General features: G+C 33.5%; 20 protein-coding genes. 13 read left to right on the plus strand and 7 right to left on the minus strand.

The window, feature by feature from the left end:
• Positions 1-23: 23 nt before the first annotated feature.
• Both DN393_RS12705 and DN393_RS12715 read left to right on the plus strand, forming a co-directional pair.
• On the plus strand, positions 24-440 hold the full coding sequence (locus DN393_RS12705; protein ID WP_149173553.1) for a GNAT family N-acetyltransferase: 417 nt from the start codon (positions 24-26) through the stop codon (positions 438-440).
• A 285-nt stretch (positions 441-725) separates the two neighbouring features.
• Positions 726-1,532, plus strand: a complete 807-nt coding sequence (locus DN393_RS12715) for a GH25 family lysozyme (protein ID WP_098103153.1) — start codon at positions 726-728, stop codon at positions 1,530-1,532.
• Positions 1,533-1,599: 67 nt separating this feature from the next.
• Here the strand turns inward: DN393_RS12715 and DN393_RS12720 are convergent, their stop codons facing one another.
• Positions 1,600-1,812 carry a DUF3006 domain-containing protein gene (locus tag DN393_RS12720; protein ID WP_064475499.1) on the minus strand — a complete coding sequence of 71 codons (213 nt, stop codon included), beginning with the start codon at positions 1,810-1,812 and terminating at the stop codon, positions 1,600-1,602.
• Positions 1,813-1,814: 2 nt separating this feature from the next.
• Entirely contained in the window at positions 1,815-3,200 is a 1,386-nt protein-coding gene (locus DN393_RS12725) for an S-layer homology domain-containing protein (protein WP_098103154.1), read from the minus strand.
• A gap of 307 nt (positions 3,201-3,507) precedes the next feature.
• Between DN393_RS12725 and DN393_RS12730 the strand changes: the two genes are divergently transcribed.
• The 8 genes from DN393_RS12730 to DN393_RS12765 all read left to right on the plus strand — a co-directional run bounded on the left by DN393_RS12730 (position 3,508) and on the right by DN393_RS12765 (position 9,699).
• On the plus strand, positions 3,508-3,912 hold the full coding sequence (locus DN393_RS12730) for a GNAT family N-acetyltransferase (RefSeq protein WP_149173554.1): 405 nt from the start codon (positions 3,508-3,510) through the stop codon (positions 3,910-3,912).
• Between the two features lie 15 nt (positions 3,913-3,927).
• Complete coding sequence (locus DN393_RS12735; protein WP_064475972.1) at positions 3,928-4,281, plus strand: MmcQ/YjbR family DNA-binding protein; 354 nt, start codon at positions 3,928-3,930, stop codon at positions 4,279-4,281.
• 21 nt (positions 4,282-4,302) lie between these two features.
• A complete protein-coding gene (locus tag DN393_RS12740) occupies positions 4,303-5,010 on the plus strand; it encodes a class I SAM-dependent methyltransferase (protein WP_064475496.1) in 708 nt (235 codons plus the stop codon).
• Between the two features lie 65 nt (positions 5,011-5,075).
• Positions 5,076-5,462, plus strand: a complete 387-nt coding sequence (locus tag DN393_RS12745; protein ID WP_064475495.1) for a ribosomal maturation YjgA family protein — start codon at positions 5,076-5,078, stop codon at positions 5,460-5,462.
• A gap of 17 nt (positions 5,463-5,479) precedes the next feature.
• The gene (locus tag DN393_RS12750) at positions 5,480-6,001 is read left to right on the plus strand and encodes a DNA topology modulation protein (protein ID WP_149173555.1); all 522 of its coding nucleotides are present in this window, start codon (positions 5,480-5,482) and stop codon (positions 5,999-6,001) included.
• 32 nt (positions 6,002-6,033) lie between these two features.
• A complete protein-coding gene (locus tag DN393_RS12755; RefSeq protein ID WP_098103156.1) occupies positions 6,034-6,711 on the plus strand; it encodes a formylglycine-generating enzyme family protein in 678 nt (225 codons plus the stop codon).
• A gap of 69 nt (positions 6,712-6,780) precedes the next feature.
• A complete protein-coding gene (locus DN393_RS12760) occupies positions 6,781-7,974 on the plus strand; it encodes a macrolide family glycosyltransferase (RefSeq protein ID WP_149173556.1) in 1,194 nt (397 codons plus the stop codon).
• Positions 7,975-8,331: 357 nt separating this feature from the next.
• A complete protein-coding gene (locus DN393_RS12765; RefSeq protein ID WP_064475492.1) occupies positions 8,332-9,699 on the plus strand; it encodes a lytic polysaccharide monooxygenase in 1,368 nt (455 codons plus the stop codon).
• Positions 9,700-10,002: 303 nt separating this feature from the next.
• On the opposite strand, the gene DN393_RS12770 is transcribed toward DN393_RS12765, so the two are convergent.
• Positions 10,003-10,467, minus strand: a complete 465-nt coding sequence (locus DN393_RS12770) for a hypothetical protein (protein ID WP_064057134.1) — start codon at positions 10,465-10,467, stop codon at positions 10,003-10,005.
• A 701-nt stretch (positions 10,468-11,168) separates the two neighbouring features.
• Between DN393_RS12770 and DN393_RS12780 the strand changes: the two genes are divergently transcribed.
• Positions 11,169-11,771, plus strand: coding sequence for a DUF6944 family repetitive protein (locus DN393_RS12780; RefSeq protein WP_048560833.1), 603 nt, complete (start codon positions 11,169-11,171; stop codon positions 11,769-11,771).
• A 179-nt stretch (positions 11,772-11,950) separates the two neighbouring features.
• On the opposite strand, the gene DN393_RS12785 is transcribed toward DN393_RS12780, so the two are convergent.
• The 3 genes from DN393_RS12785 to DN393_RS12795 form a co-directional block, all read right to left on the minus strand.
• Positions 11,951-12,385, minus strand: coding sequence for a GNAT family N-acetyltransferase (locus DN393_RS12785; RefSeq protein WP_048560834.1), 435 nt, complete (start codon positions 12,383-12,385; stop codon positions 11,951-11,953).
• A gap of 106 nt (positions 12,386-12,491) precedes the next feature.
• On the minus strand, positions 12,492-13,157 hold the full coding sequence (gene rpiA / locus DN393_RS12790; RefSeq protein ID WP_064475490.1) for a ribose 5-phosphate isomerase A: 666 nt from the start codon (positions 13,155-13,157) through the stop codon (positions 12,492-12,494).
• A gap of 1 nt (position 13,158) precedes the next feature.
• Positions 13,159-13,479, minus strand: coding sequence for a 2Fe-2S iron-sulfur cluster-binding protein (locus DN393_RS12795; RefSeq protein ID WP_001125375.1), 321 nt, complete (start codon positions 13,477-13,479; stop codon positions 13,159-13,161).
• Between the two features lie 143 nt (positions 13,480-13,622).
• On the opposite strand from DN393_RS12795, the gene DN393_RS12800 reads away from it, so the two are divergent.
• On the plus strand, positions 13,623-14,309 hold the full coding sequence (locus DN393_RS12800) for an RNA polymerase subunit sigma-70 (RefSeq protein WP_149173557.1): 687 nt from the start codon (positions 13,623-13,625) through the stop codon (positions 14,307-14,309).
• A gap of 21 nt (positions 14,310-14,330) precedes the next feature.
• Entirely contained in the window at positions 14,331-14,912 is a 582-nt protein-coding gene (gene clpP, locus DN393_RS12805; protein ID WP_000991621.1) for an ATP-dependent Clp endopeptidase proteolytic subunit ClpP, read from the plus strand.
• 45 nt (positions 14,913-14,957) lie between these two features.
• On the opposite strand, the gene DN393_RS12810 is transcribed toward clpP, so the two are convergent.
• The gene (locus tag DN393_RS12810) at positions 14,958-15,815 is read right to left on the minus strand and encodes a glycine betaine ABC transporter substrate-binding protein (RefSeq protein WP_064475488.1); all 858 of its coding nucleotides are present in this window, start codon (positions 15,813-15,815) and stop codon (positions 14,958-14,960) included.
• Positions 15,816-15,841: the final 26 nt, after the last annotated feature.

Raw genomic sequence — 15,841 nt, forward strand, 5'->3', positions numbered from 1 at the left:
ACTAAATTGAAAGGAAGAAATATATGAAACACTTAGAGAATGGGACTCGCGCTGAAGGAGAATACATAAAAAATAAAGTAATTCAATATAACATATCTATTTTAACAGATGAAGCAAAACAGCCGATGGAACAAGTAAGTTTCGTAGTGAAAGATGAGGGTGGAAAAATCTTTGGCGGGGTAACAGGAACGATGTATTTTTATCACCTTCATATAGATTTTTTGTGGGTTGATGAATCAGTTCGTCATGATGGTTATGGTAGTCAACTGTTACATAAAATTGAAGACATTGCGAAGGAAAAACGTTGTAGATTAATATTATTAGATTCATTTAGTTTTCAAGCACCAGAATTTTATAAAAAGCACGGATACCGAGAATATGGTGTAGTTGAAGATCATCCTAAAGGACATAGTCAACACTTTTTAGAGAAGCGGTTATAGTAATAGTATTCGTGTTCTAGAAGGAAAGTGGATTTTAAAAGCATCACCAAACAAGGTGATGCTATTTTTAATTTATAGCAACTACTCAAGCTGATGTAATTATGGGGACAAATAGTACGATTCGTATAGCTATGATTTTCTTTTTTACTGTAAATGAGTTACTGTCTTTGTAAAAGACACTTGTCGTATTTACTATATGTACTAATAAATACTATTGAATTTTTAGGAGAGGAAGAGCAATAAGACGAGCTCTGAATATAATAATGATAAAGGAGGTGTTAAGCAATGGGTTATATTGTAGATATTTCGAAATGGAACGGTAACATTAACTGGGATGTAGCAGCTCCACAACTAGATTTCGTAATCGCTAGGGTACAAGATGGTTCGAATTACGTAGACCCTTTATATAAAAATTACGCTCAAGCAATGAAAATAAGAAATATTCCTTTCGGTAATTATGCATTTTGCCGATTTATTTCAATTTCTGATGCGAAGAAGGAAGCGCAAGATTTTTGGAATCGCGGTGATAAGAGCGCTACTGTTTGGGCGGCTGATGTAGAAGTAAAAACAATGGATGATATGAGAGCCGGTACACAAGCTTTTATCGATGAATTACGCCGACTAGGAGCTAAGAAAGTTGGCTTATATGTTGGTCATCATGTATATGAACCATTCGGTATGGCGAACGTAAAAAGTGATTTTGTATGGATTCCTAGATATGGAGGTAATAAACCAGCATATCCTTGTGATATTTGGCAATACACCGAGACAGGTGATGTACCAGGTATTGGCAAATGTGATTTAAATCAATTAATAGGAAATAAGCCACTTTTCTGGTTTACTGAATCAGTACCAAAACAAGAAAATATACAGGCACAAGTTTCTAAACAAAATATTATCCAATCTGGAGCCTTTTCACCTTATGAAACTCCAGATGTTATGGGAGCATTAACTTCTTTAAAAATGACTGCTACCTTCATTTTACAATCGGATGGTTTAACGTATTTTGTTACTGAACCTACCAGTGATACGCAATTAAATGCTATGAAAGGCTGGCTTGATCAAAAAGGTTGGTGGTATGAAGTTAAATAGCTCCTATATGTGAAAAAAGAAGAGCCATCCAACAGGACGGCTCTTCTCAAATTATTATTGAATCTTGCTATTCAAATAATTTATCCATTAAATTCTGGATTTCACGTCTTCTTTTATCTGTTTCGTTCTTATCAATTGTATACGTATCATCCTCGATTATAAGAATATCACCTTCTTTTGCAGTAGAAGGGAGTTTTGATTTAGGTACATCAATTGTTACGTTATTTACTTCAATAACTGCTAGTTCGCCTTCAAAACGGTCAATAATACCTCTTTTCATAATTATCTCTCCGTTCTTACAGAAATTTTTGAACCATCACTATTAATAACTACAGTTCCATTTAAATCTGTTCTATATACATTAACAGACATTGCATTTAACTTTGCCAAAGTTTCCTGTGTAGGATGGCCATAGCGGTTACCTGCACCGGCACTGATCACAGCGATACTTGGTTTCACTGCATCTAAAAATGGCTGAGAAGAAGATGTCTTACTTCCATGATGACCAGGTTTTAATACATCAGATTTTAGGTTAGAACCATGTGCTAGAACCATATCTTTTTCGCTTTTAGATTCAGCATCACCAGTAAATAAGAAAGATTTGCTACCGTGTGTTACTTTTAATACCGCACTCCACTCATTTAGATCGTTACCGTATTCTTTCACGGGAGCTAAAAATTGTGAGTTTAAACCGTTGATTGGTAAAGTTACTCCAGATTTCGCTTCTTTAATTGTTAATCCTTTGTTAGCTACTGCAGTTAGGAAGTCTTTGAACGTTTGTGTCGTATGACTTACTTTAGGGGCATAAACGTTTTTTACATTCATAGCATAAAGCACTTCATCTAATCCGCCTACATGATCAGCATCAGGATGAGTGGCAATCATATAATCAATAGTTTGGAATCCTAATCCTTTTAAATAATTTGCTACTACTTTACCTTTGCCGTTGTTACCAGCGTCAATAAGGATCGTTTCTCCACTTGGAGATTTAATAAAAGTAGCATCACCTTGTCCGACATCAATATAATGTACCTCTAAGTTACCTTTTGGCTTAGGAAGAGCTGGACGGAAATTTGGTTCTAATACACGAGCCAAAAATGCAGCGAATTGCTCACGAGTTACTTTTACACCTGGACCAAATGTACCATCAGGCAATCCAGTAGTAATATTATTTTGTGCTAAAATTTTGACATAATTGTAACCCCAGTGATTAGATGGAACATCAGGGAAATTGACGTCTGCACCTGTAGGCTTCAAATTAAAAGTTTTAACTAAAACTACTGCCATTTCTGCACGAGTTAATGAGCGGTCAGGGAAATAGTTTGTTTCACGTTGTACAATGTTATTATGTGCTAACTTATGTACAGAATCATAGTAATAGATACCTTTGGCTACATCGGAAAAAATATGATTATAGCTAGATGGTTTTTCTAATTTTAATGATAAATCTAGCATTAAGGCCATTTGTCCACGAGTTACATCATCACTCGGTTTAAAAGTTCCTTCTGGCGTACCTTTAATGATACCTTTATCCGATAAATAGTTAATTTCTTTAATTGCCCAATGATTAGATTGGACATCAGGGAAAGATTTAGCACTTGTAAAATTAGGGATGAATAATGATAAGATTATGACAAATGCTGTTAATAATAAACTAAACTTTTTCAAAAGATCGCCTCACTTTATGTATTTTTTACCTAATTAACTTTACCATTTTTTTCAATAAATTCAAGTTTTAATAGGTAAATATTATAATAGAAATACTTTTGGTGTTATATTCATTGATTTTCTCTTATTTTGTATATTTGGTATAATTAATATGAAAGGATGAGAGTAACGATTGCAATTGTAAAATCGATATAATAAATTTATTTTATGAAGGTTTTTTGTAACAGGTTGGATTCTATAGTTTTATATGGAAAGAAGTAAAGTAAGACAAATTATATATAATGAGCAATTTGATGGGAGAAGGAAAATGTACACATATAAATTGCAAAATGAACAACCAATTTGCGTAGAAAAAATAAAAAAACTTTATGACTCTGTCGGTTGGTGGCTAGAAAGAAAAGAAATCGATATTCAAAAAATGTTAAAGCATAGTATAGCAATTGGGGTATGGGAAGAAAATGAATTAATTGGATTTGCTAGAGTTGTTTCTGATGGCGTTTTTCGAGCGTACATAGAAGATGTTGTCGTACATGAGAATGTAAGAAATAAAGGTATTGGAGAGAAGATGCTTACAATATTACTTCAAGAAATATCTCATGTTCATATTGTTAGTCTATTTTGTGGAGAGAAATTAATAAAGTTTTATGGTGAACAGAAATTTCAAGCGACAAAGCAAATTGTGATGCATCGTAATCAAATAGTGAAAGAATAAGAGGTGCCAATGAGAATGAATACAACAAGAACATATTGTTTATCAAAAAGAAAAGCAACAGAAGATTCTCCTGATGGTTGGAATGCAACATGTATGAGGCTTAATAATAAAATATTTGCGATAGTAAACCATGAAGAAGGAGAAAAAGCTGCGATTACTTTAAAATGTGATCCAGAACTTGCATTAAGATTAAGAGAAGAGTATCCAGAAGCAATCATTCCGGGGTATCATATGAATAAAAAGCATTGGAATACAGTGTATATACATAAAGATGTAGAGCAAGAGCAAATTAATAAGATGATTGATTGGTCATATGATTTAGTTCTACAATCATTTTCAAAGAAAAAGCAGCAAGAGTTATTAAATTAATATGTATAAGGGGTGGCAGTATTGAAAGACACGATTAAAGGTACATATGATAAATTAGCGAGTACATATAAAGAAAACCTAGATGTGGCAAATCCATATAATAGCTATTACGAAAGACCAGCGATGATGGAGATGATTCCAAAGAATTTAGAAGGGAAGAGTATACTAGATGCTGGATGTGCAGCTGGATGGTATACTTCTCAATTTTTAGAAAGAGGAGCAAATGTTACTGCAATTGACGTAAGTTCTGAAATGGTAAAAGCTGCAAAGGAAAGTACGGGTAATAAAGCAACGTTTCTTTGTCATGATTTGCAAGAAGTATTACCATTTGAAGATAATACTTTTGATGTTATTGTAAGTTCGTTAACGCTTCATTACTTAGAAAATTGGAATAAAGTATTTCAGGAGTTTCATCGCGTATTGAAGCCAGATGGCGAATTTATATACTCCATTCATCATCCTTTTATGGACTTTACAAAGTTTCCTTGTGAAAATTATTTCGAAAAACAATTATTAGTAGATACTTGGGTTAAACCAAATATTACAATAGAAGTTAGCTTTTTTAGAAGATCACTCCAAGATATAATTAATGAAACAACAAATTATTTTGTGTTAGATAAAATAGAGGAACCGAGGCCAGTTGAAAAAATGAGAGAAGTAAACGAAAAATCATATCATTATCTAAATACAAATCCACATTTTCTTATTATGAAAGCGATTAAAAAATAGCTAGTAAAATAATTATATTTTACTAGCTATTTACAGTTTTAAATTACATATTAGGAGATTTTGAGATGAATAAGAAACGAAGTAGATTATTATATGCGCTATTTACTATCGTTATAATTATTTTAGGTCTTAGCTCAAGAAAGTTAGCTTTTGCGTTACCTCATCTATTAAACGAGTACTTAGGTGATGCTTTATGGGCATGTATGATTTTTACTGGATGCGGATTTTTATTTCCTAAAATAAACACGATGAAATTGGCTTTTATAAGTTTGCTGTTTTGTTATGGGATTGAAGTGAGCCAATTGTATCATGCCGGATGGATAGATAGCATTCGTGCAATGACTTTAGGTGGACTCGTATTAGGTTACGGATTTTTGTGGAGTGATTTAGTTGCTTATACAATTGGTGTTGGGATTGGAATGTTTTGTGAGTTTATGTTACGGAAGAAATAAAAGATGTAAGAAGGGGTATTTATGAAAAAATAATATTAATAGGTTCTGGTGGTTCAGGAAAATCTACATTAGCAAGACAATTAGGAAACAAACTAAATATTAAGGTGCATCATCTTGATGCACTATTTTGGAAACCAAATTGGGAGGGGGTTTCCAAAGAGGAGCAAAGAACGGTTCAAAATGAATTAGTTAAAGAAGATGAGTGGATTATTGATGGGAATTATGGCGGGACAATGGACATAAGAATTAACGCAGCTGATACAATCATCTTTCTTGATATTCATAGAACAATATGTGCTTATCGTGCTTTTAAAAGGGTTGTACAATATCGGAATAAAACAAGACCGGATATGGGCGCTGGATGTGAAGAAAGGTTTGATTTGCAATTTTTTAAATGGATATGGGAATATCCTAAAACGAAACGACCTTCAATTTTAAAGAGGTTAAATCAATTGAGTAAAGATAAAGATGTTATTATTTTAAAATCTTCAAATGAAGTAAGACTATTTTTAGAGAAGTACGATCACTTAAATTGTTAGATTATAAAAAGAAGTCAAATGGGGGAATAGCATTGAATAGATTCATTGGCTCCGTTGATTCTAATATGGTGAAAATTCCAGCAGGAAAAGTAGAATTAAGAGATGATCGAATAAAAAAACAATGGCAAGTACAAATAAAACCATTTCTTCTTGCAAAATATGTTGTAACGATGGAATTATATGATGCGATTGCGAATAACAAACCAAGTTTATTGAAAGATAAAAATAAACCAGTTGTAAATATTTCATGGAATGATGCCGTTATATTTTGTAATTTACTTTCCAAAAAAGCGGGATTAAAAGAATATTATTCTATTAGTGAAGATGGTCTAATTGTTAGTTGTAATTTAGATTCAAATGGCTACCGATTACCTTTTGAAGCAGAGTGGCAATATGCGTGTAAGGCAGGAACTACGGGATACATATATGGAGAACTGAAAGAGATTGCTTGGTACAATGAAAATTCAAGTGGATATATTCATGAGGTCGGAAAAAAAGAACCGAATGCATGGGGACTTTACGATATGTTAGGAAACGTTTGGGAATGGTGCTATGATTTATATGATGAACAAGTGTACGGATCATACCGAATTTTCCGCGGCGGTAGCTGGGCTGAAGCAGCTAGAGGTTGCGGTGCGACTTGTCGTCGCCGTAGTCATCCTACATTTCATATAGATGACCTTGGGTTTAGGCTTGCTAGGTCCATTTAGAAGAATAAGACAAAATACCTATAATACTAATGGCAACATAGACAAGATTTAAATTAAGGAGTGTTTAAAGTGGCACGTGTTTTATTCATTAATACTGGATCAGAAGGACATATAAATCCAACGTTGCAAGTTGTAGAAGAATTGGTTTCACGCGGGGAAGAGGTAGTTTATTTTTCAATTGAATCTTTTAGAGATCGTATTGAGAGAACGGGTGCTACTGTACGAACAATTGACGAGCAAAAGTTTTTAAAAGCTTTTCTTTCTGGTGGTCGAAATTATTTATCAGAGAGAATAAATGGTCTTTTACATACGGCAGATGTTATTATACCAAATGTTCTTGAACAAATTGAAGGGGAACATTTTGATTACATCATTCATGATTCAATGTTTGGTTGTGGACATATAATTGCTCAAATTTTAAAGCTTCCAGCAATAAATTCCTGCACATCGTTTGCACAGGATGAAAAATCATTTGAACAAATGTTAGACCACTTGTCTAAAAATATCCCAGTGGAAGTTCATAATAGGATACATAATGATTTTGAAAGATTAACAAAGGGAATCACGGAAAAATATGGTGTTGAAATAAACTCACCGTATGAAGTTTTTTGTAATCCAGCGCCACTTACTATTGTGTATACAATAAAGGAGTTCCAACCTTTTGGAGACATGTTTGATGAAACATTTACATTTGTAGGTCCATCTATCTCTACACAAGTAAAAAATGAAGAGTTTGATTTTACTACAATTGAAGGGAAAAGCCCGATTTACATTTCACTAGGTACTGTTTTTAATGAAGCACTTGATTTTTATAAACTTTGTTTTAAAGCGTTCGAGAATAGTAATCATACAATTGTGATGTCTATTGGTAATAAAACGAGAATAAGTGATTTAGGTGAAATTCCTAAAAACTTCATTGTAAAAAACTATGTACCACAAACGAAACTACTTACATATACAAAGTTATTTATTACACATGGCGGAATGAACAGTACACATGAAGGATTATATAACGGGATTCCGCTTATTGTAATTCCGCAAAGTGCAGATCAGCCAGTTATCGCGAAGCAAGTGGAGAATCTCCGAGCTGGGGTTAAGTTGCACATGAAAGAATTGACTGAGGAACAACTACGTGAAAGTGTAGAACTTGTATTAAATAATCCTTCATATAAAGAATCTGCTTTGAATTTGAAGGAGTCTTTCCGGAAGTCTGGTGGATATAAGCAAGCTGTTGATGAAATTACTACATTTGCTGGTCAGTAATAAATAGAAAATTAAACATGAGAAGAGTGTCTATATGAAAGGATATAGGCACTCTTCTGTTATATGGAGCGAAGAATCGATTGTTTTGAAAGGTTGAATATCCTGCATTATAAATTTAGGTGATAGTTTTACGTGTTACTAATGATTTCACAGTTTCTGCACAACTTTTGCACATGTTTTGGTAATTTCTATGTCATGATATATTCATTAAGTGAAATATTTCACAAGAAACGAAATATATTCTCGCTATGGTGTATGAATTACTAACACATACATCGATACAAGATTGTCTCTTGTTATTCTTTTACATCAAAGCCCACATTACACTACGAAGTATAACAAGAAGGGGACAGAAACATGAATAATCGATTTTTAAAACAACTACAAAACATGAAAATGAACAAAAAAAGTCTAGGAGCTGTTGCATTAACAGCCGGAATTATTGGCACGACACTTATTCCTCAAAACGCATACGCGCACGGTTTTGTTGAAAAGCCTGGCAGTCGATCTGCTTTATGTAGTCCAACTTATGGTGCACTAAATGTAAACTGCGGAAGTGTTATGTATGAACCGCAAAGCTTAGAAGCACCAAAAGGATTCCCGCAAGGTGGCCCACTTGATGGACAAATCGCTTCTGCAGGTGGTAAATTTGGTGGTATTTTAGATCAACAAACAGCAAATCGTTGGTTTAAAAATACAATCACTGGTGGAGAAAATACATTTACTTGGAAGTATACAGCGCCTCACTTAACGAGCAAATGGCATTACTATATTACAAAAAAAGGATGGAATCCAAATAAAGCGCTCACAAGAGCAGATTTTGAACCAATTGGAACTGTACAACATGATGGTTCTGCAGCCTCAAATCATTTAACTCACAAAATCAATGTACCTACTGATCGTAGTGGATATCATGTGATTTTAGCAGTATGGGATGTAGCTGATACAGCAAATGCATTCTATAATGTAATCGATGTTAATCTTATCAATGACGTAAAACTAGATACAGAAGCTCCAAGTATTCCAAATGGAATTCAGGCACAAAAAGTAACAGCGAATAGTATAGAACTAGCATGGAACGCTTCTACGGATAATGTAGGGGTAAAAGGGTATCAAATCTTCCGTAACGGAGAGATGATTGATACAGTACCAGGAACTCATTTTATTGATAAAAAATTACAACCAAGTACAGAATACTCTTATACTGTAAAAGCAATTGACGTAGCTGGAAATGTCTCGAAAGAAGGTGCAGCGCTTACAGTAAAAACAACAGTTGAGGCTCCTGATACAGAAGCACCAACACAGCCAAAAGGATTACATAGTATGGGAACGACAGCATCAAGTGTTGATTTAATGTGGAGTCCATCTGACGATAATATTAGTGTAGACCATTACGATATTTATAGAGAAACAGAAGGATCAATGAAAAAGATTGCAACATCTAATACGACTTCTTATATGGATAAAAATTTACTCTCTAATACTACTTATAAATATGTAGTGAAAGCTGTTGATGTAGCTGGAAATGAATCTGTACAGAGTGATATATTCACAATTACTACAAAAACTGAAAGCGCTTCATATGAAGGTTGGGATGCAAAGAAAGCATATGAAAAGGGAGATAGAGTTCTACACGAAGGAAAAGTATATGAAGCAGTCCAGAGCTATCAAGGAAATGGGGATCCAAACTGGATTTATGCCTTATCATTATGGAAAACAGTGTAAGCTTTACCTAGGTATGAACTAAGAGATGATGGGCTTTGACGTAAAAGGAAATCTTGAGAATTCACTTTTCTGTTTATAAAAAAGACGACGTTGAATACGTCGTCTTTTTTTCTAAATTTTACTTTCCTTCATTAAATGATGATAAGTCCCGTAATTAAACTAAAGTGTTATTTTTATAAAATAACGGGGAAGGAGAGATTTAAAGAAAAATCATAGTGTATGATTCTAAAATGTTTTTGAAAATGTATGGAGCGAAATAAAAAGAACCCTGTATAAAACGGTTTCTTTTGCTGCGTTAATCTATTAATTACAATCTTGATAATATTCATCACACGAATCCTTATTATCGTTACAGCAAATACAAAATGTTTTTTGCACAAATAAACTAACTATACTAGTAGGACCCTCCTGTTTGGTAAAAGTAAGACTTTGAAAATCTTCAACTTGAAATATTTTTGTTTGAACAGGTTGTAATGTTGCAGTAATTGGGCGGCTAGATTTTCTTGTTAGAATAGTTACTTGAACGGGTGCACTCATCCCGACAACGAATAACTGAATTAATGTTTTATTATGATTGTTTGTGAAATCCTCAAATACAGTTTGTGGCGCGGTGGTTTCAAGGAAAACAGATAAAGGTATATTTCCATTTGCATTTTCTGCAGAACCAGTTATCGTATGAGTTTCAATAAAACAGTTATTTTTTTGATCGTTCGAATGCGATTGATTTTTATAATATTTTTTACCATCTTTATAAAAATAATTAGCCATAAATATTTTGCTCTCCTTTCTTTGTAATATCAATATATATTATTAATTAAAAGGAAAGAGTGCTTGTACAAAAGAATAATATCCGCTTTTGTAAAAAAAGAAATATATTTGAGGATGTTGTAGTTTCTAACTAAAAATAAGCACACATTAAAGTGTGCTCTAGATAAGAAAGGTAAGAATCTTATGAATGGAGAATCTCCATTCAATAACATATGCTTGTCTAATTTTAAGGTGAAAACTTTTTAACAAAAAAGTTATTCGGAAAATTTTCCTGTGATGATACAATTATATTTTTTGATTTTAGATGTTTGGAATTATGAATATCGAGATGGATTTTTAAAAAAATCAGAAATTTAATTTCATTGCAAATAATGAAGCGGTTAGCCAACTTTAACTAATCAATACAGGGGTAGTAATCTAGATACATAGATATTATATTGAGTTATGTATTGTATTCGAGGGGGAATACAGAATGTGTACGTATTGGGAAACGTATTTAAAGAATTCTTCGAGAAGCAAGAACGAAATAAAAGAGCGATTAGCAAAAGCTAACTGCTCCAAACAGGGATGTCACACTTGATGTATTTATAGTATTAACGAAATATCGAGTTTTATTCAAATGGAGAGAAGTAGGCTATTAACATGGAGATGCATAAATTCATATCCTGTAAGTAGTAAATTAATGACGGGATAGATTGAAAATGGATGATCCGATTAAGGAGATAGTTGGTGCTTGGTTTGTTGCAGTAGGGACAATTATTGCTGCGGTTGGTAGTACACCTTTTAAAAAATTGAACGACGAATTAAGAAGAGATTTAAACATATGGGGGAATGTATTACAGGCAACAGGGAACGGTCTGGAAGCTGATGGACAAGGGGAAATATCTCTTGAAAAAATCGGTAATGAAATCCAATCAATTGGTAATGTAACGGTTTTAACAGGACTCATTATAGAATTTGAAGATAATACACAAAAAAAAGTAGTGATTGCAGGGAATTGGATACAAGCATTAGGTGGTATTACAGCAATAGGTGGAGAATTAGAGGATAGTTCCGATATAGATGAATCGTATAACATTGCCGGGAATGTGTTACAAGCGACCGGAAATTCATTACAGGCAATAGGTGGAATTGATGAATTGAAAGCTAGTCGGGATAAAGTGGAGGGGATTTCGGAAGGCAATGAGGAGGATGGACAGATTATAGTAATTACGGGGAGCTGGATTCAAGCAGTTGGTTCTGTAGTTTCATTAATCGGTCAAATAAGAGAAGAAAGACAAGAGATAGTAGATAACAATTCATAGTGAGTTTAATAAAATAATCTTTTTAAAGTGAAAGCAAACAGAATATAGTGCGAATAGAAAACTAGAGAACGCCAATTCATTAAGGTTCTTTTAAGACTATGTATGCTAGGTTCTTTGCTTTCAAGTGAATAAGATACAGAAAGGTGACTATATGAATAAACAATATAGCCATCTTTCTATTATGATAACACTTTCATCATAAGTATATGTGGAATACCATCTTCCATAAATATATCAGAAGAAGTTTCGTAGCCTAATTTCCTATAAAATCCTTCAGCTTGTGTTTGCCCGTGTAATTTCACTTTTGTAGCTTGTTCATTACGAGCAATTTCTTCTAACATTTGAATGATGACTTTACCTAATCCGTATTTACGATAGTCTTTTAAAATACAAATACGTTCTAATTTTCCTGCGCCCTCAACAAATCGTATACGACCTGTACCTACAGGAAGCTCGTTATAATAAACTAAAATATGTTTACATTCCTCACCGATTTCATCGAATGTATCGAATTCATCTTCAAGAGGTACATTTTGTTCCTTTACAAATACTTCTTTTCGAATATGAAAGGCAGTTTCTAAATCTGTAAGTTCTGTTATGAGTTTGGAGTGCAAATTGTTCAGCCCTTTCTAGTGTGATGTGCTTTTGTTTTCATAGTATATCATAATGATACACAATAAAGAGAAAATATAAAAAGCTGACTGTAAGAGTCAGCTTTCATTATAATTCCTTTATCCCATTTTTTGTTCCAATAATCGCCTTACTAGTCATATTAACAAACAACCCTGTTTCAACTACACCTGTAATCATTTTTAATTGAGTGTGTAAATTGGCAGGATTAGTTATGTTATGAGGGAATATACAATCAATAATCATGTTATTGTTATCGGTAAAAAACGTTTCATTATTTTTTAAACGTAACGTTGTTTGACAACCTAAAGATTGAATTTTCCTTTCGGTTTGTTTCCATGAAAAAGGTATAATTTCAACAGGTAATGGGAAAGTACCTAAATGTGTTACAAGTTTCGATTCATCAGCAATAATAATTAGTTCTTTGGAGGAAGTGGCAACAATTTTCTCGCGAAGTAATGCGCCACCACCACCTTTTATAAGCTGTAAATTAGCATCAATTTCATCCGCTCCATCAATTGTAAGATCAAGACTTTGTACGTCGTTTAACGAAATTAGAGAGATATTTAGTTGTTTAGCTAATAATTCCGTTTCTTTTGACGTTGGTACAGCTTGAAATGATAATCCTTCTTTTACACGCTCACCTAATTTTTGTATCGTCCAATATACAGTAGAACCTGTACCAAGTCCAACTTTCATCCCATCTTTTACAAAGTTAGCAGCATATTCACCAGCGAGCTGTTTGAAATTTAGCATATCATTCTGCTGGACGTGGGCCTGCATCAAGACCTGAATTTTCTACTGTAAGTATAGGACGAACGACTATATCTTTATGTACGTGCATTTGGCATGATAAACGTAAGTGATCTTCAATTCCTTTTTCTGTAATCGCATTTTTTTCATTAGAACTGGCTTCACAAAACTCACCTGCTATAATTTCTACTCTACAAGTTGTACAGCGGGCTTTCCCGCCGCAGCGATGGAGAATGTGTACACCGTTATCTTCGATCGCTAATACTAACTTTGTGCCTTCTTTCACATCGAAAGTTCCCGCACCTTCAATTGTTAATTTTGGCAAATTTATTCCTCCTCAAGTAAAATTGTACATAACATATTTATGACCGCGAATTATTGAACATAAACATAATTTTTTTATATGCCCCGTAACTTTTTTATTTGTTGAATCGTTAATTAAGTAAGCGCTGAAAAGGAGTGGTTATTTTGTGCACAAAAGTAACTCATATTTTAAAGAATCATATCGATATAAATCATTCAGATATAAACTTTTTAATTGAGCAATACGGAGAGTTGAAAAGGTATTGTACATTTTTAACGAAAAATAAATGGGACGGCGAAGATCTTGCCCAAGAAACGGTTTGTAAAGTTCTTCAAAAATATAGTAAGAAAGATATTTGTATGACGCTTGTATATAAAATAGCTAGAAATCGCTGGATAGACCAGATGAAATCAAAATCAGTTCATGAAAAAATAAAGAAACAAATTATTTTTGATGCCCCACAAGAGAACATTGCAGATTTGCATGAAATGGTAGGGAAAGTATTATCGTCATTAAATGTACAGCAATCCGCAATTTTACTATTAAAAGATGTGTTTCAATATAGTATAGCTGATATTGCTAAAGTATGTTCCGTATCAGAAGGTGCAGTGAAAGCTTCTTTATTTCGGAGTAGAAATAGGCTGAAAACTGTAAGTGAAGAAGGGATTGAGATAGTCGAATTCACAGATGATATTGAAGTTGTAGTAACGTCTATTCGGGAAGAAAGGCCGGAATTGTTAACTAAGCTTCTTCCGACAATAGATTTTACTAAGTTACCATCTAAACAGCCAGTCTTATTATTTAATGCGAAAAAACCTTCTTCTTACAGTTGTATGCTTTTAGCGGCATAACAATTATTGGAGGGATTTAAAATGAATGCAATTCCATATGTGGTAGAACAAACGAAATTAGGAGAACGTTCCTATGATATATATTCAAGGTTATTAAAAGACCGCATTATTATTATCGGTTCAGAAATTAATGATCAAGTAGCGAGTAGTGTCGTAGCTCAATTATTATTTTTAGAAGCGGAAGATGCAGAGAAAGATATTTATTTATACATCAACAGCCCAGGTGGTTCAACGACAGCAGGTTTTGCCATATTAGATACGATGAATCTAATCAAACCAGATGTGCAAACACTTTGTATGGGATTTGCAGCATCATTTGGTGCATTGTTATTATTATCAGGTGCAAAAGGAAAACGATTTGCACTCCCTAACAGTGAAATTATGATTCATCAGCCACTTGGTGGTGCGCAAGGACAGGCAACAGAAATTGAAATAACAGCGAAAAGAATACTAAAGTTAAAGCGTGATATTAATAAAATGATTGCAGAAAAAACGGGGCAATCGATTGAAAGAGTAGCACATGATACAGAAAGAGATTATTTTATGACTGCTGAAGAGGCAAAGGAGTATGGGATTGTAGATGATGTTGTTACAAAAAAATAAGATAAAAACAGGCTAGAGGATATGCTAATCCTCTAGCCTGTTTTATTAATCTTTTACCCATTCATCAACTAGTGCTTGATTTTTTTCAATCCATTTTCGTGCAGCTTCTTCGGGATCTTTCGTTTTATTTAACGTGACCATTAATGTGCCAAGCTGCTCATCATTCATTTTCCATTTGTCAAAGTATTTCACGATATCCGGATGATCTTTTTCGAAACCTTTACGAACAGAGTAATAAATGTCATCTTTTTCACCATATACTTTTTTAGGGTCTTTTAAATATTTTAAGTCAAATTCTGAAAAGCCCCAATGCGGATTCCAAAGCGTAACAGCGATTGGTTTCTTTTTCTTATATGCTTTCTTTAGTTCACTCATCATCGCAGCTTCAGAAGATTGGACAAGCTTTAGTTTTATATCATATTCCTTCATTGCTTTATTTGTTAAATTCATAAGACTACTACCGGGTTCGATACCGACAATTTTGTTATCTAGCTCATCTTTATGAGCATTTAAATCTTCGATACTGTTTATGTTTTTCACATAAGAAGGGACGACTAAGCCTAGCCCAGTACCCTCATACCATTTGGATTTTAAGACAATATCATCTTTATAACGAGCATTTAGCGGTTTATCCGTAACGGGTAGCCATACTTCTAAATTCGCATCCACATCACCACGAGCAACGCCAGTCCAAATCGCAGCTTTTTCTAAATACATGAGTTCAACTTTATAGCCTTTTTGTTCTAATAGAACTTTCCACATGTTTGCAGTTGCAATGTTTTCTTTCCAACTTGTTACACCAAGTTTAATTTTTCCTTTCGAATTTGCATTTGTTGCATTACATGAAGAGAAAATCATAGTAATAAATAATGCAAGGCATATAAGCCATATTTTCTTTTTCATCGAAACCCTCCTAAGAAACGTTTGCC

This window comes from Bacillus sp. BPN334, assembly GCF_008368885.1.
In the GTDB taxonomy this organism is placed as follows: Bacteria; Bacillota; Bacilli; order Bacillales; family Bacillaceae_G; genus Bacillus_A; species Bacillus_A wiedmannii.